General features: G+C 38.0%; 14 protein-coding genes, 1 other RNA gene and 1 other annotated feature. Of the genes, 1 reads left to right on the top strand and 14 read right to left on the bottom strand.

Annotated features, from left to right (window positions below; translation table 11 throughout):
• Positions 1 to 12 precede the first annotated feature (12 nt).
• From VK91_RS08130 to hisS, 10 genes are all read right to left on the bottom strand, one after another.
• On the bottom strand, positions 13 to 1338 hold the full coding sequence (locus VK91_RS08130; protein ID WP_048392124.1) for a PTS sugar transporter subunit IIC: 1326 nt from the start codon (positions 1336 to 1338) through the stop codon (positions 13 to 15).
• A gap of 47 nt (positions 1339 to 1385) precedes the next feature.
• Positions 1386 to 1706, bottom strand: coding sequence for a PTS lactose/cellobiose transporter subunit IIA (locus VK91_RS08125; protein ID WP_004226783.1), 321 nt, complete (start codon positions 1704 to 1706; stop codon positions 1386 to 1388).
• A gap of 18 nt (positions 1707 to 1724) precedes the next feature.
• Complete coding sequence (locus tag VK91_RS08120; protein ID WP_004226780.1) at positions 1725 to 2036, bottom strand: PTS sugar transporter subunit IIB; 312 nt, start codon at positions 2034 to 2036, stop codon at positions 1725 to 1727.
• 226 nt (positions 2037 to 2262) lie between these two features.
• A complete protein-coding gene (gene eis / locus VK91_RS08115; RefSeq protein ID WP_048392123.1) occupies positions 2263 to 3438 on the bottom strand; it encodes an enhanced intracellular survival protein Eis in 1176 nt (391 codons plus the stop codon).
• 87 nt (positions 3439 to 3525) lie between these two features.
• Complete coding sequence (locus VK91_RS08110; RefSeq protein ID WP_016991626.1) at positions 3526 to 3804, bottom strand: HPr family phosphocarrier protein; 279 nt, start codon at positions 3802 to 3804, stop codon at positions 3526 to 3528.
• A gap of 18 nt (positions 3805 to 3822) precedes the next feature.
• On the bottom strand, positions 3823 to 4542 hold the full coding sequence (locus tag VK91_RS08105; protein ID WP_048392122.1) for a sugar isomerase domain-containing protein: 720 nt from the start codon (positions 4540 to 4542) through the stop codon (positions 3823 to 3825).
• A gap of 4 nt (positions 4543 to 4546) precedes the next feature.
• Entirely contained in the window at positions 4547 to 5269 is a 723-nt protein-coding gene (locus tag VK91_RS08100; RefSeq protein WP_004226770.1) for a GntR family transcriptional regulator, read from the bottom strand.
• Between the two features lie 552 nt (positions 5270 to 5821).
• A non-coding RNA gene (gene ssrS / locus VK91_RS22405) (6S RNA) lies at positions 5822 to 6021 on the bottom strand.
• 139 nt (positions 6022 to 6160) lie between these two features.
• Complete coding sequence (gene aspS / locus VK91_RS08095; protein WP_048392121.1) at positions 6161 to 7930, bottom strand: aspartate--tRNA ligase; 1770 nt, start codon at positions 7928 to 7930, stop codon at positions 6161 to 6163.
• A 65-nt stretch (positions 7931 to 7995) separates the two neighbouring features.
• Entirely contained in the window at positions 7996 to 9264 is a 1269-nt protein-coding gene (gene hisS, locus VK91_RS08090) for a histidine--tRNA ligase (RefSeq protein ID WP_016991629.1), read from the bottom strand.
• 231 nt (positions 9265 to 9495) lie between these two features.
• Positions 9496 to 9738, bottom strand: a binding site (T-box leader).
• Positions 9739 to 9902: 164 nt separating this feature from the next.
• On the opposite strand from hisS, the gene VK91_RS08080 reads away from it, so the two are divergent.
• The gene (locus tag VK91_RS08080) at positions 9903 to 11489 is read left to right on the top strand and encodes an SH3 domain-containing protein (protein WP_048392119.1); all 1587 of its coding nucleotides are present in this window, start codon (positions 9903 to 9905) and stop codon (positions 11487 to 11489) included.
• A 45-nt stretch (positions 11490 to 11534) separates the two neighbouring features.
• Here the strand turns inward: VK91_RS08080 and VK91_RS08075 are convergent, their stop codons facing one another.
• The 4 genes from VK91_RS08075 to VK91_RS08055 form a co-directional block, all read right to left on the bottom strand.
• Entirely contained in the window at positions 11535 to 12941 is a 1407-nt protein-coding gene (locus VK91_RS08075; RefSeq protein WP_048392118.1) for a YfcC family protein, read from the bottom strand.
• A 622-nt stretch (positions 12942 to 13563) separates the two neighbouring features.
• The gene (locus VK91_RS08065) at positions 13564 to 13779 is read right to left on the bottom strand and encodes a DUF2642 domain-containing protein (RefSeq protein WP_048392116.1); all 216 of its coding nucleotides are present in this window, start codon (positions 13777 to 13779) and stop codon (positions 13564 to 13566) included.
• A gap of 71 nt (positions 13780 to 13850) precedes the next feature.
• The gene (gene dtd, locus VK91_RS08060; protein WP_048392115.1) at positions 13851 to 14291 is read right to left on the bottom strand and encodes a D-aminoacyl-tRNA deacylase; all 441 of its coding nucleotides are present in this window, start codon (positions 14289 to 14291) and stop codon (positions 13851 to 13853) included.
• Positions 14292 to 14323: 32 nt separating this feature from the next.
• Positions 14324 to 16519: a bifunctional (p)ppGpp synthetase/guanosine-3',5'-bis(diphosphate) 3'-pyrophosphohydrolase gene (locus VK91_RS08055; protein WP_048392114.1), complete on the bottom strand. Its 2196-nt coding sequence runs from the start codon at positions 16517 to 16519 to the stop codon at positions 14324 to 14326.
• Positions 16520 to 16709 lie beyond the last annotated feature (190 nt).

Genomic DNA, 16709 nt, shown 5'->3' with positions numbered 1-16709 from the left:
GTTAATTGATGCTTATACTTCCACTTTTTGTCCTCTGGATTCCACTACAGATTCCTCACTCTGTGCCGCTAAAGCAGCTTTTTGCTCATTCTGCCTTGCCATACGGTTCGCCATCGAGATAAATGGCAGATAAATACAAACAGCAATGATAATTAAGACCATACTCAAAACAGCACCACGCCAAGATTGAGTTGCTAAAAAGCCATTAATAATCGGCGGTGTTGTCCAAGGCGGTGAAACGGTAGCGGCTGGCACCCAGCCCCATTTCGTTGCAAAGAATGCAATTGTTACGTTTATCATTGGTGTCAAAATGAACGGAACAAATAAAACCGGATTTAATACAATTGGTAACCCAAAAAGTAATGGCTCATTGATATTGAAAATCCCAGGTGCTGCGGATAATTTCCCAACTGTATTATATTGCTTATTCTTTCTCGCAAATATGAAAATCGCAATAATAAGTGCTATTGTTGTACCAGAGCCTCCCATATTAATAAAAGCATCAAAGAATGGTTTATTGACAATGTAAGGCGCAACTTTACCAGCAGAGATTGCTGCAACATTTTCATTAATAGCTGGTAAATTAATCGTTTGCATGAATGGTTCGATGATATTTGCTCCATGTACGCCAAGTGTCCATAAAAATGTAGGTATAAATGCCAAAATTAAAGCAGCAAGCCATGTATTTGTTAGACCCATAAATGGCTCTTGAATCGCAGAGTAGAAGGACCCGACAATATCTGGTATATCAAAACCTGCTGAAATAATTGTACGTACTAAAGCAAATATTCCAATCGTAATAATGGCAGGAAGTAACGCAGCAAATGATTTGGAAACAGCTGGTGGTACACCAGTTGGCATTTTAATTAGTAGTTTAGGATTACCAGACAATCTACAAAACAATTCTGTAGAAAGTAGTGCTACAATCAGAGCAATAAATATACCACCCGTGCCTGTTGTTAAGCCGGTTAATCCGCCTTCCCCGAAAGTCCCAAACGTCATGTAGCTTGATAAACTAATTACTCCAGCAGACAGACCATCTTTTTGATAACTTTTAGCAAGATGATAAGCAACAGTAAAGGCAAGTAGCAGTGAAATGATATTAAATGTAGCACTCCAAATATTACCGCCGAATTGAGTCCATGTCTCATGTTTCCAAATGGCATCGAGTGTATTTTGATAAAATTTAATAGGCAAATTGTTAATAAGTACAGCCAAAGATCCCACAATCGTTAAAGGCATAATCGTAATAAATCCGTCACGAATGGCAACTAAATGACGCTGATTCCCAACCCTAGCAGCAACCGGTACAAACTTTTCTTCTAAAAAACGGAACACTCACATACACTCCCTTTGCTTTTTATTGATAACATCAAAATTTGATGTTACTCCCCTTGGATTCGTTCATATAGCTCAATCATTTCCTGTGCTAAATCTCGAAAAGTAATAGCATTCATTAAATGATCCTGGGCATGAATTAATAACATCGAAACCTCTACCTTTTCTCCCCTTGCTTCTTGAGACAGTAACCCCGTTTGAGCATGATGCGCTTCAATTAATGACTCATTCGCTAATTTGATTTTTTCTTTTGCTGCCTCAATTTGCCCCTTTTTTGCTAGCTGAATAGCTTCCATACACTCACTTTTCGTATTTCCACTATGCACAATCAGTCCCATAATGGATGCCATTAATGCTGTATCTTCCATTCCCCATTGCCCCTTCTTTTATCCAATTAGTTGTAGAGCCTGTTTCAGGACATTTTCACCGTTCATCATGCCGTAATCCGCCATATTGATCACATCGATTGGAAAGCCTTTATCCTTATATTTTGTTTCAAATGAACCTTTCAAATAACGAACCTGTGGGCCTAATAAAAGAACATCAGCCTTCTTTGTCGCTAAAATCTTTTCCACCTCTCCTTCAGCAATGGCGTAAATATCGGCGTCAATATTTTGCTCTTGCGCTGCTTTTTGCATCTTCGACACTAATAAACTAGTACTCATACCTGCTACACACACTAACATGATGTTTTTCATTCGATACACTCCTTTTATTTTCTTCGATTGTGTAATCGCTTACTTATTTTGAGAATAGCACCTATTGGTATATACCACAATATAAATTTTACATTAAATTTATTTATATCAAGTTATTTACAAAATTGGGCTATATCAATTTTGTCGTGAAATTAATGATTATAATCAACTGGTATAGTCCAGAAAAAAAGCCAAAAAATTTTTAAATTTTCTTATTATTCAATACCTAGAAATACTCATAAAATGCTGGCTTTTCAGTAGGGATTGCCCATTCCCACTGTTCGATCACCTTTTCTACCGTAGGTTGATTAGCATAGACAACTGTTTCTTTGACAGAAAGATAACCTGCCATCATCGCAGAAAAAAGATTAATTGGTAGTGTTAACATATGCTTGTCAGAGATTGAACTTGTCTCAATTATTACGACCTGACCATTTTTATTTATTTGATAAATATGCTCATTCCAGAGACAAAATGGATCTTCAATACGAATCGTTAATGTTTCTTGAATATCCTTCCACGGATACTGCTGCATAAATGCATAAACATCTACTACTCTAATCATCACATCCTGTATGACTTCCCTTTTGAATTGTGGCTCCTTGAAATAAAAGCCAAAAGGATAATGATTACTAGTAACTCCAGTTATGCTACTGACACTTGCTGCATGAGATGTCATATAACGCCACATAGCTTGTTCAGCTAAGAGATTTGCTACAACAAAGTCTTGGATAGTAAATGCCCCATCTCGAATCGTATAACGAATATAGCCTTCTATGTTACTGCCTTGAAAATAGGCAGCAAAGTGACTATCTGGACTCCTTCTTTCAAGTCTTTTCCACCATCCTTCATCCCTTACCATGCCACCATTTCGAATGATTGCCTGTGCATTATGAAAATCCTTAATCATCTGAAAGAGCACAGGATCTAACCACTCAAAGCTCATCCTTTTCATGTCGTCTACTTGTTTCCCTAAAGAGGGAAACATAGTTTGAGGGATTGTATAATGGAGCTTCTCAAAAAATAATTCCCAACCAAAATAACGATAGAAGGACACAGAAAATGGCGCTAATACTGAAATCGTTTGTCCATTGTCTCTCATTTTTTGCAGCGCTTCTGTCATAAGCCTTTTGATAATACCCTGTTGTCGATACTCAGGATACGTTGCAACAAAGCCGATGCCTCCCATTTTAAATGAAACTCCATGCACTGTAATATTTAGCGGTAATATTAATAGCTGCCCAACAATTTTTTTGTCATCATAAGCACCTAAGGTCGTGCTTTGCTCAATCCAATAATGAAAATCCTCTCGACGAGCCCCTGAGTACTTATTTGGAAAGCAATAGTCTCTCAATCGATGAATCTGCCCATAATCATTAGGCGAGACGATGTGAATGTCCATTTAACCACCCCTAAAATTCCTAATATTCAGATAATTAGTCATAAGATTCTTTTACAGTGGCATAATCATAACCACTGCAAGAATCTTTTATCCCTCTTGCCATTCTTCTCCTATTGCTTTAGACAACATGACTTCAGTAATAGTTTGAAATAATGTTGCTACATCTGGCCCATCCGCTGAAATTTCCACTACACTTCCTGGTTTAACACCTAATGACATCACGCCCATAATAGACTTTAAATTAACGGATTTTTCTTCGTATGTTAATTTAATATCACTTTGAAATGGTGTCACTGCAGTTACGAGTAATGCAGCCGGTCTGGCATGGATACCTTCAGTAGATGTAATTTTATACATTTTCTTCATTTACATACCTCCACTCTTTCACGTGAAATTAATCCGATGATGATATTTGGCAATCATTTTCTCATTATGTGACCAATCCGAATCAACATTATTGCTGACAAAAATCGGTAACTCTATTGAGGACTTTGCTAGTGTTTCTATGATTTCACTGAACAAAGCATTTAATAGTAATGAACCAATAACAGTAGATGCTGGCGCATACTGTATGTCATGTATAGTTAGTACACCATCACCAATCGGTATATGTGTATTAATTACAAAATCTACCACATCTTCTAGCCGCAGCCCACTGTGATGACGTGTAGTCTGTTCCTTATAGTGGAGCGATTGGAGGGATAGCACAAATATCCCTGAATCCTTTGCTAATAAAGCGGCGTCAATAGGTGCTGCATTTCTCCCTGAGGTTGAAATGACGATGCAAACATCATTTTCACGAAAGTCAAACTGTTCCTTATGCTGTTCAATAATAGTTGAATCTTTCTCATTGATTGAAGAAGCTAATGCTCCAGCATGTAAAGCTAATGGTTCAATAAATATAGGACGGACGGGTACTAAACCACCTGCTCGATAAAATGCCTCCTGTGCCAATAGCTGTGAATGACCACAACCAAATAATTGAATTATCCCACCTTTTTGGAGACGTTGGACAATGATTTGAGCCACATCACTTATATGTGATGCCTCCTTTTCCTTCACAACCTGGATAAGCTTTTCGATTTCAGAAAAATATGCATGCATAAAATCACCTTTTAATTTCACTTATGAATTTATAACGATCAGCTCGATACGTACTGCGCACAAGCTCAAAGGGCTTACCATCTGATAAATAACTTGTACGTTTGATAATTAAAACTGGTGCTGTTTGATTAATTTGTAGAAACTTACTATCCTCTTTCGATACGATGGCTGCCTCCATCTGTTGTACCGCATTCCCTATTTTTTGATGGAACTTTGCTTCGATTAAGGCATAAAGCGAGCCCATTATTTGCTTCTCATCCAACTCCGGATAAATTTTAACTGGGATATATGTTCTTTCGATTGCCATTGGTTGCGCATCTGCATTTCTTATGCGCACTACAAAAAATACTTCTTCGCCAGACTCTATCATCAAATCTCTTGCAATATCCACTGGTGGTATAATTTTCTCAAATCGTAATACCTTACTGCTTGGTTCCATTCCTCTTGCCCGCATATCTTCCGTGAAACTCGTTAAGCCTTTTAACGGTTGCTCTAATTTTGGATTTGCAACATACGTTCCTCTCCCTTTTTCTCGATATAATAGACCACTATTTACTAGATTGGTAATGGATTGACGAACAGTCATTCTACTTACATCAAATTGTGCAGAAAGCTCTCGTTCTGATGGGATAGTCTCACCAATTCTGTATTCTTCTAAATAAATTCGTTGTTTAATAATCTCTTCTATTTGTATATAAATAGGTATATGAGAATTTTTCTCTAACAATTCTTGCACCTTCCTTATCGCCTTTATGATTTCTCCATACAACTTTACCTCGTTAGATCGGTTTTTGTATTTCGCATGATTAAACAAAGCTAAATGATATCCACGATAACAGTGTGAAAAAGACATATTTACACAGTCGCTTGATGTGGTAACTTTCTCACTATCATTGTAGCATCTGAGCTCAATCATTGTACCATTATATTCTCAACTGACTAATCACCGTCTTGTAATTTTGATCCAATTTGCCTTATTTCAATAGGCTTTTCCCTCACTGTGTTTTGTATCAACCACAATTAAAACGCTTTCAAAATCATTTAAATAAAGTGTTTTTCCTCGTAATATCTGCCTAAAGATATAATGTATCTTTTCCTTTAGCGGATATAGCTTCTCAAAAGGTATAGTTGTCTATACCAATTATATGCTGCTTCATCAGAAATAAAAAGTAATTGTTCATATTTTCTAAACATTCACTTAAAACACTCTACTAGTTCTTGTTTAATTTTATGTAAAAAAAGGAGCTATTAATAAGCTCCTCTCAATCCTATGTATAGGACGAATCCCAATTGTGCCGTAATGCCAAGAAACATTCGTTTTGAACCCGCAATTTGCAGGTGGGTGCCCGCTTTGCAACTTTAAACGTCCCGCTTTGTTAGGGGCATGTTTGCGACTACAAAATGAAGGCTCCCGATTCTATAATGTTCGGTCAAAACTGTGAAGTAGAGTTAGCAGTTAGACAAACACATCAGGATTCGTATTACAGTTATCATAACACCACTTTTCTGATAATTCAAACGATTTTCTCTAATAATCTATAATTTCTTACGAAAACGCAAAAAATACCTAGATTCCCAACAGTATTTGCTAGGTAATCCAGGTATTTTGAATTATACATTATTTTCTAAATGGTTTGATAGCCAGGCTTAGTTCACTTAGTTGCTCAGGAGATACTTCGCTTGGTGCTTCTGTCATCAAGCAGCTTGCACTAGCTGTTTTAGGGAATGCGATTGTATCGCGTAAATTAGTACGACCTGCTAATAGCATAACGAAGCGATCAAGACCAAAGGCAAGACCTGCATGTGGTGGTACGCCGTATTCAAACGCTTCTAATAGGAAGCCAAATTGTGCTTGTGCTTCTTCTTCTGAGAAGCCAAGTAATTCAAACATTTTCTCTTGTAGGTCACGTTCGTAAATACGTAATGAACCACCACCAAGTTCATAGCCGTTTAAAACGATATCATATGCTTGTGCACGTACTGCTGCAGGGTCTGTGTCCATTAACGCTATATCTTCATCAAACGGGCGTGTGAATGGATGGTGTGCTGCATAGTAGCGTCCATCTTCCTCAGAGTATTCGAATAATGGCCAATCAGTAATCCAAAGGAAAGCAAATTGTGATTCATCGATCAGATTTAAATCTTGTCCTAATTTTGTACGAAGAGCACCTAATGAAGCTGCTACAACATCGGCTTTATCTGCTACAAATACTAGAATATCGCCAACTTCTGCTCCCATACGCTCGATTAAAGCTGCTGCTAATGCCTCGTCAAAGAATTTCGCAATTGGTCCGTTTAAGCCTTCTTCTGTTACCTTTAACCAGGCAAGACCTTTTGCTCCGTAAATCCCAACGAATTTTGTTAACTCGTCCATGTCTTTACGAGAATATTTGTCAGCTGCACCTTTAATATTGATACTTTTCACTTGTTTTCCTTGTGCAACCGTATCAGCAAATACTTTGAAATTACAGCCTTCAAAAATATCATTTAACGCCACAAGCTCTAATCCAAAACGTACATCTGGCTTATCTGAACCATAACGATCCATTGCTTCTTGGTATTTCATGCGCTGGAATGGTGCAGGAATGTCGATTCCTTTTACTTCTTTCATAACCGCTTGAATTAATCGCTCGTTCATTTCTAATACTTCTTCTTGTGTTAAGAAGCTCGTTTCAATGTCCACCTGTGTAAACTCTGGTTGACGGTCAGCACGTAAATCTTCGTCACGGAAGCAACGCGCAATTTGGAAGTACTTTTCAAAACCAGCAACCATTAATAATTGCTTAAATAATTGAGGTGATTGTGGTAAGGCATAAAATTCACCTTCATGTACACGTGAAGGAACTAAATAGTCTCGAGCACCCTCTGGCGTTGATTTTGTTAAAATTGGTGTTTCAACTTCTAAGAATCCTTCATTTTGTAGGAAGTTACGAATTGTACGTGTCACATCAGAACGCATTTTGAAAGTATCGAACATTACGGGACGACGTAAGTCTAGATAACGATATTTTAAACGTAAATCTTCTGATACATCTGTACGATCTTCGATTTGGAATGGCGTTGTTTTTGCCGTATTAATTACGACTAATTTTGTTGCTTCCACTTCAATTTTACCGTTTGGTACATTCGGGTTGATTTGATCCTCTGTACGAAGGATGACTGTGCCTTCCACTCCGATCACATATTCACTACGCACTTTATCCGCTAATGCGTGTGCTTCTGCAACATCTGGACTAAACACAACTTGCGTAATACCTGTACGGTCACGCAAATCAATAAAAATTAAACCACCAAGGTCACGACGACGCTGTACCCAACCTTTTAATACGACTTTTTCGCCTTGTAACGCTTCTGACAGCTCGTTACTAGCATGTGTTCTTGTAGCCATTGTTAAATTCCTCCAAAATATCTTCAATTTATGTAGCATTTCCTAGAAATGCCCTCTGTCTATTTTTAAGCTTTTTGTGTTAAATAGTTCACTAGCTCTGAGAACGCCACTTTGTGCTGCTCCCCAGATTCCATATGTTTTACAGCCGCTGCTTGCTCTTCAAGTTCTGTTTCGCCAAGAACAAGCGTATATTTTGCACCTAGTCGATCCGCTGATTTCATTTGAGCTTTCATTTTACGGTCTAAATAATCCATCTCTGTCGCAAGTCCCTTCGCTCGGAAAGTGCTTGTCAGCTCAACAGCCTTTTGCTTCGCTTCATCGCCCATTGCAATAATGTAAACATCTAGCCCTGAAGCTGTGTCTAATTCAACACCCTCCGCTTCAAGTGCCAGCAACAAACGCTCAATACTTAATGCAAAACCTATACCTGGTACATCTGGACCGCCAATTTCTTGCACTAATCCATTGTAGCGTCCACCACCACATAATGTTGTAATAGCACCAAAGCCTGATGCTGTGGACATAATTTCAAAGGTTGTGTGATTATAATAATCAAGTCCTCGTACAAGATTTGGATCGACCTCATATGAAATACCCAATGTATCTAAGTACGATTTCACTTGATCGAAATAAGCAGCTGACTCTTCTGTTAAGAAATCAGTTAACGCTGGAGCCGTTTGCATTAATGGATGCTCACGATCTACCTTACAATCTAAAATTCGCAATGGATTCTTTTGTAAACGATTTTGACAGTCTGAGCAAAATTCATGAATATGTGGCTCAAAATGCTGTAATAAAGCAGTACGATGTGTATCACGTGTTTCTTTATCGCCAAGAGAATTAATCACTAATTTTAAATCCTTTAAACCCGCTGATTCGTAGACGTCCATAGCAAGAGCAATGACTTCTGCATCAATCGCAGGATCTGCTGAACCAATTGCTTCTACCCCAAACTGTACAAATTGACGATAACGACCAGCCTGTTGGCGCTCATAGCGGAACATTGGTCCTAAATAAGAAAGCTTAACTGGCTGATCAGGAGCACCAAACATTTTATGCTCCACATAGGCACGTACGACACCAGCCGTATTTTCTGGACGTAGTGTTAATGAACGCCCTCCACGATCTTCAAATGTATACATTTCCTTTTGTACAACATCAGTTGTTTCCCCAACACCACGTGCAAATAGATCCGTTTGCTCGAAAATTGGTGTGCGAATTTCGTTATAGCGATAAACACGACAAATATCACGAATAATCGCTTCAACTTTTTGCCATTTTTCAGATTGACCTGGCAAAATATCTTGTGTCCCTCGTGGCACTTTAAAACTCATGTAATTCCCTCCTATATTGATTGCTTATGATAGAGCAGCTGTAGTCCCACTTTGAGCGAATGCATGCTTTGGTTGAGCAAATTTTTGTCCGGTTGGAGCGGGTTACAGCCTTGATGAGCGCTTTTCATACTAATTAGAGCGCCTTCCCCTCTTTTCTGAGCAAAAACAACAATCCCTCTTAAAAAACTCATTACTTTTTGAACAACAAAAAAGCCCTCGTCCCTTGCAATAGCAAGGGACGAGAGCTGTATAAGCTTCCGCGGTTCCACCCTAGTTGACACAAATGATTACATGTGTCCTCCTCTTAATCGGATAACGGCCGATTCCGTTTTTTCCTACTAGGCACTGCTTTTCAGAAAAAAGCCTCTCAAGTGTTATTCACGTGATACATTTTTGTAGGAAAGATTGCAGCCTAAGTCTTTCCCTCTCTTTTCCAATAGTGGTATACGCTACTTGCTTGGTCATAAGCGATTAATCATTTTTCGATTACCCTTTATGTTAGTCACTAGCTAAAGCAATGTCAACTATTTTTGTATTTTTCATCAGTCTATGTTGAAAATAACTAATTCTGTTACCATTTTACCACGAATTTTATGATAAAAGCATGGTAAAATAGCACAAGGAATAGGAGGAATCTGATGAGGACAAAAATTTTACATAGTATAATCATCTTCGTACTAATGGTAACGATGGCGATGCCAAATAAGAACTTTGTTCAAAGAGCTTCCGCTGACACCAGTGATCTAAAAGTCGCTGGAACGATTCTTCATTTGCGAGAGGGTCCTGGATTGTCTTATCCCATTATTACGACTTTAGAAGAAGGTGACCCTTTAACCTCAATCGGTCGAGAAGGTGATTGGTACCAAGTCAAAGCAGGCAATTACGAAGGATGGGTTGCCTCTTGGCTGACAGCACCTACTAATGCTAAACAAGTGATCGACAAAACCGTCATTTCACAAGTTGACCGTTTAAATATTCGAACAGAACCAGATATCTCTTCAGCTGTTCTTGGTCAACTTTCAACTGGTAACCAAGCAAACCTCGTTGAAGAAAATGGAGAATGGGCAAAAATCGATTGGAATGGACTAACAGGATGGGTGTCGAAGGATTATGTCACGATCAACGATAACCCTAAAAAAGAAACAGAACCCAAAGAAGATGCTGTAGAAGTAACCACTACAACCACGGCACCCGCTAACAAAGATACAACCTTCACCATTTTAGTGGACACCCTTAATGTTCGTAAGAAGCCAGATTTGAATGCTAAAAAAATCGGCACAGCAACAAAAGGACAAGCCTTTAAAGTCCTCGCACATGAGCATAATTGGGTACAAATTCAGTACAATGATAAAAAAGTAGGTTGGGTCTATAGTTTTTACGGTACATTCTCTAATAAAGTAAAAAGTACCTCAAAAACATCAACTTCCAAAGAGTTAGAGTCTGTTACGATTATTTATAATGGGACAAACCTACGAACGGATGCCTCAACAGCAGCAGAAGTGGTTGAACGTGTAGATGCTGGTGTAAATTACCCGATAGTAGGCGTTAAAAATGATTTTTATGAAATACAAATAGACGACGAAAAAACAGCTTTTGTCGCGAACTGGGTGGTCACAACAAGTTCCAATAAAGCGACAAGTCCACAGAAAGAAAAGGAAGAGCCTCGCAAAAAAGGTACTTTAACTGGATTAACAATCGTTGTTGATGCTGGTCACGGTGGAAATGATCATGGCACAACTGGTCAACGAGGTACAGAGGAAAAGGGCATTACGTTAAAAACGGCTACTTTGCTTGCTTCCAAGTTAAGTGCTGCTGGCGCAAACGTTGTCATGACGAGAGAATCGGATGAATATGTGGCATTGCGTAAGCGTGTATCGATTGCCCATCAATATGAGGCAGATGCCTTTATTAGCCTTCATTATGATGCGACAGATGATAGCTCCATTAACGGCTTCACATCCTATTATATGAATAGCAATCAAAAAGGGCTTGCTGAAGCAATTCATGATGGTCTTTCCAGTAAACTAGATTTAAGAGACCGTGGTACACAACAAGGGAATTATTTAGTTTTACGAGAGAATCGTCAAAAGGCCGTCCTTATTGAGTTAGGCTTTTTAAGTAATTCCAGTGAGGAGCGCGTCATTACAACAGCTAAATTCCGTGAACAAGCGACTCTTGGTATTTATCAGGGAATTCTCAACTACTTTAATGAACAAGAAGAATAAGCAAAAAAGCTGCGGATGATGATAACATCCACAGCTTTTTTATATTTAAGATATTCCTAATGCTACCGCAGCAATTAGCGCCAGACAGGCAATCAATGCCCACCCAAGAATCATCTTCCAGATAAACTTAATCCACTTTTCATATGGGATACCTGCAACAGCTAAATACGCCATTAATGCAGACGAAGTAGGAATAATAGAGTTCGTTAAGGAATCCCCATATTGGAAGGCTAAAACAGCCACTTGTCGCTCTAATCCTAGTAAATCAGTGATTGGAATCATAATCGGCATTGTTGCAGCTGCCTGTCCACTACCAGATGAAATAAATAAATTCAAAAGAGCTTGGATAAATAACATGCCGATTGCACTGATAGCATGTGGCAAATGTCCAATTGTTTCTGATGCTGCATAAACGATTGTATCAATAATTTTCCCCTGCTCTAAAACAACTGTAATAGCACGGGCAAAACCTACAATTAAAGCACCAAATGTTACTGCCTTGGCTCCCTCAATAAAGGAATCAAAGATAGTAGCAGGTTTTAAACCACCAATTAATCCTGCAATTAACCCCATAATTAAAAAGGATGCAGTTAGCTGCGTTAAGAACCAGCCCCAGTTAAAGACACCATAAATATTAAAGCCAATCCCACAAGCCATGACAATAAATACGAATTTATGCTTGCCTGTTAATGCAGGGATGTCAATCGCTGAAACATTGGATTTAGCTTTTTGCTCAATATCGTAAATAACGCTTGCTTGAGGATTCTTTTTCACCTTAAAAGCATAGCGAGATACATAGAAAATAGCAAAACCTAATACAAAAACATAGACAACAGCACGGAAGCCAATCCCTGAGAATAATGGCACATCCGCTAATGATTGTGCTACACCTACCGTAAAGGGATTAAGCATTCCTCCAAAAAATCCACTGGCGGCACCAAGTGTAATCATGGCTGTTCCTGTTACAGCATCAAAGCCCATCGCGCGTGCAATGGCCACACCAATTGGTACGAAAATAATAGTTTCTTCCGCCATCCCCATTGTAAAACCACCAACAGAGAATAAAATCATCGATAAAGGAATCAGTAATTTCTCTTTGCCCTCTAAAGCTTTTACTCCTTTATAAACACCAGCCTCAATAGCACCTGTAGAACGAATAATACCAAATACACCACTGACTAAAAAAATGTAGAAAATAATTTGAGCCCCTTTTTCGAGACCCATTGGAACCGCTGTAAACATTTCAAAAAAGGAAACTGGCTCACTCTCAATATGATGATAGCTTCCATCTACAACGAGCATTCGCCCTTCTTCATCCTCTACACGTTCAAACTCACCCGCTGGTATAATATAGCTTGCAATACCTGCTAAAAAAATAATAGCAAAAATAATCGTATATGTATGAGGTACTTTCAACCAGCTTTTCTTCTTGACCCCCTGTTCATTTTCCATTAAATCACGCTCCTTTTTCTGATTTAGACATTAGCAGTATATTGTCGCTATTTGTCGCTAATTGAAAATAAATATACATGAGTTTAAATTTATTGTAAAGTATTAATTTTCTATTATTTCTGAAAGCACACGCTATCTTTCCTAATTAAACCTCTTGTTCCTCTTCTATAAACATGGAAAATTTTATACACATACTCAAATAATAATGGGCATTTTCAACATTATTTTTTGTTTTCCAAAATAATAATTTCATCGTATATGACGAATTGTTTTTATTAAGGCAGGAGCAATATGCAGCGGTGTTAGAAATGATAAAGTTTGTATGGATTGTCCTTAAATGCTTTTTATTCATGAACTTCATAAAGATCCCCTTATTACTGGGATGAAAGACATCAAAGGTTGTAAGTAGAATGGAAATCGTAGGTTAACTATCCATGAGGAATCAAATGGACTTTCTTACATATCGTTTATATTTTTTTAAAAAAATAATATTCAAAGAGTAGAAACTGTTTTAATAGTTTTTATCTCTTCGAAATAAATTTGCTATTTAGGTATTTTTATTTGCCCTAAACAAATAAAAAAACCTTCTATCATTTATTATGATTTGAAGGTTCATATTTTCTCATTTTTTTGTAGTTTCCAATGTAACCCATACAATTTCCTCCATCCGAATGAAGAAAGGCGTACGATTTTTCTCAAGAACCATATGGTCAGGTAGTATGGATAATAAAATACCTTGTTGAATATTTTTTTCTGTTTGCACAACTACTGCCTGACCAATCATCATGTTAAGAGTTTCGTATAAATATGGATTTGTTATACTTCTCGTCTGCGTCATGTTTAAGACACTCCTTCCTATAAAACTAACCATACTCTTTAGTATATGAAGGAATTATAGGAAATGTTCCATTATTTTGACTCTAGAAGAATTGTGACTGGACCATCATTAATTAGTGCTACATCCATCATGGCACCAAAAATACCTGTTTCCACATGTAAGCCCTGCTCGCGTAAAGCTTGATTAAAAGCCTCCCACAGTGGCTCAGCTGCTTCTGGTCTAGCTGCATTGATAAAACTTGGACGATTCCCTTTTTTTGCATCCCCATACAATGTAAATTGTGAGACGGATAAAATAGCGCCCCCATGCTCTAAGATCGAATGATTCATTTTTCCATCTGCATCTTCCCAGAGACGTAAATTGGCTACTTTTTTTGCTAAATAGGCAACATCCTCTTGTGTGTCTTCATGTGTGATTCCCACTAAAAGAACATAGCCGTGATCAATGGCTCCTGTAACAGTTCCGTCCACTGTTACAGAGGCAGCTTTACTGCGCTGTAATACTACTTTCATGTACTAAACCCCAATTCTATATTGCCTATCAATTAGTTAATGACACGTTGCACCGAATAAATATCAGGTGTTTGTTTAATTCGCTCAACTACTTTATGCAAATGTGAAATATTCGAAATAGAAATTGTTAAATGAATTGTTGCCATTTTATCACGGTCAGCACGACCACTTACTGCTAAAATATTCGTTTTCGTTTCACTAACAATTTGCATGATTTCATTTAAAATGCCAGGTCTATCAAAAGCTGAAACCTCAATATCAACAGGGTATTCCTTTTTCTCAGGAATGACACCATGCTCCCATTCTACTTCAATTAAGCGCTCCTGCTCATCCTCAATTTGAATATTTGGACAGTCCTCACGATGGACAGAAACACCTCTACCCTTCGTAATAAAACCTACAATATCATCACCAGGAACGGGCGTACAGCAGCGAGAAAGTCGAATGAGCATATTATCAATACCCTTTACAATAACACCCGATTCCGTACGTTTTTGTGGAATTGGATTTTTCATTTTTTGTTCAATTTTCTCTAGTGCTTCTTCCTGCTCACGTTCTTTACGACGTTTTTCAGCTAAACGATTTACGACCTGTTGCGCAGTAATCCCATTCACACCAACTGCAGCATACAAATCTTCTTCATTCGTATAGTTAAATTTGTCGCATACCCGTTTTAGGTTTTCGGAGGACATCGTTTCCTTTAAATCGAAATCCTGAGCACGGATTTCTTTTTCAATCATTTCTTTACCTTTGACAATATTTTCTTCACGCAGGTGTCGTTTAAAGAATTGCTTTATCTTATTCTTCGCCTGCGAGGATTGAGCTATTTTTAGCCAATCGCGACTCGGACCAAAGGATTGTTTAGAAGTTAAAATTTCAATGATATCGCCCGTTTTTAATGGTGTATCAAGCGGTACCATCTTCCCATTGATTTTCGCTCCAATCGTACGATTTCCCACTTCGGAATGAACACGGTAGGCAAAATCAATAGGAACAGAACCTGCTGGCAATTCAATGACATCACCTTCAGGTGTAAAGACATAAACCATATCAGAAAATAAATCAAATTTTAAGGATTCCATAAATTCTTCTGCGTTGGAAGATTCATTTTGAAATTCTAAAATTTCACGGAACCACGTTAATTTTTGGTCAACATTCTGCTTTTGATGATCAACGTTTTTGCCTTCTTTATATGCCCAGTGCGCCGCAATCCCGTACTCTGCAATTTTGTGCATTTCCTTTGTACGAATCTGTACCTCCAACGGATCACCATATGGTCCAATAACAGTCGTGTGTAGGGACTGGTACAGGTTTTGTTTTGGCATAGCAATATAGTCTTTAAAGCGTCCTGGCATTGGTTTCCAAAGTGTATGCACAATCCCTAATACGGCATAGCAATCTTTAATACTATCGACAAGAACACGAATGGCTAATAAATCATAAATTTCATTAAACTGTTTCTTTTGTAACACCATTTTTCGATAGATACTGTAAATATGTTTTGGTCGACCATAGACATCTGCGTCAATTTCAACCTCATTCAGTTGTGATTTCATCTCAGCCATCACATTTTCTAAATAAGCTTCACGTTCATCACGTTTTTTCTTCATCAGACTGACAATACGATAATATTGTTGTGGGTTTAAATAGCGCAGTGCTGTGTCTTCAAGCTCCCATTTTACAGTCGAAATTCCAAGACGATGAGCAAGTGGTGCAAAAATCTCGAGCGTCTCTTTTGAAATGCGTCGTTGCTTTTCAGCAGGTAAATGCTTTAACGTACGCATATTATGAAGACGGTCTGCTAGCTTAATGAGGATGACACGAATATCTTGCGCCATAGCCACAAACATTTTCCGATGATTTTCTGCCTGCTGCGCCTCTTTAGATAAATATTTAATTTTCCCTAGTTTGGTAACACCATCAACAAGAACGGCCACCTCTTCGCCAAATTCACGTACCAAATCATCCCGTGTAAAATCCGTATCTTCGACAACATCATGTAAAAAACCTGCCGCTACAGTTTCTGGGTCCATTTGTAATTCAGCTAGAATACCTGCTACTTGTACTGGGTGAATAATATACGGTTCACCAGAGCTACGGAATTGCTCAATATGGGCATCCCTTGCTAATTCATATGCTTTTTTCACGAATGCGACATTTTCATCATTCATGTAGGATTTGACTAACTCAAAAACGTCCTCAGGAGTCAAAATTTGCTCTTTCGCCATAACATGTCCACCTTGCTCGTCAAATTTTTCAGATTAGATATAAACTTAATTGTATAAAATATTGTGGTCTATTGTAAAGAGACTGTATCATTTAGTTTAGTTAATCTCGTGAACAGTTCGAAAAATGGAAAAAATATTCTTCTTTTTAATAAAAAAGACCCTCTGCGACTTCACGTCACAAAGAGTCCTT

The sequence above is a fragment of the Lysinibacillus sp. LK3 genome, assembly GCF_001043675.1.
Classification (GTDB): Bacteria; Bacillota; Bacilli; order Bacillales_A; family Planococcaceae; genus Lysinibacillus; species Lysinibacillus capsici.
Note: the sequence above shows the minus strand (reverse complement) of the source record. Positions and strands in the feature narration are given on the sequence as shown.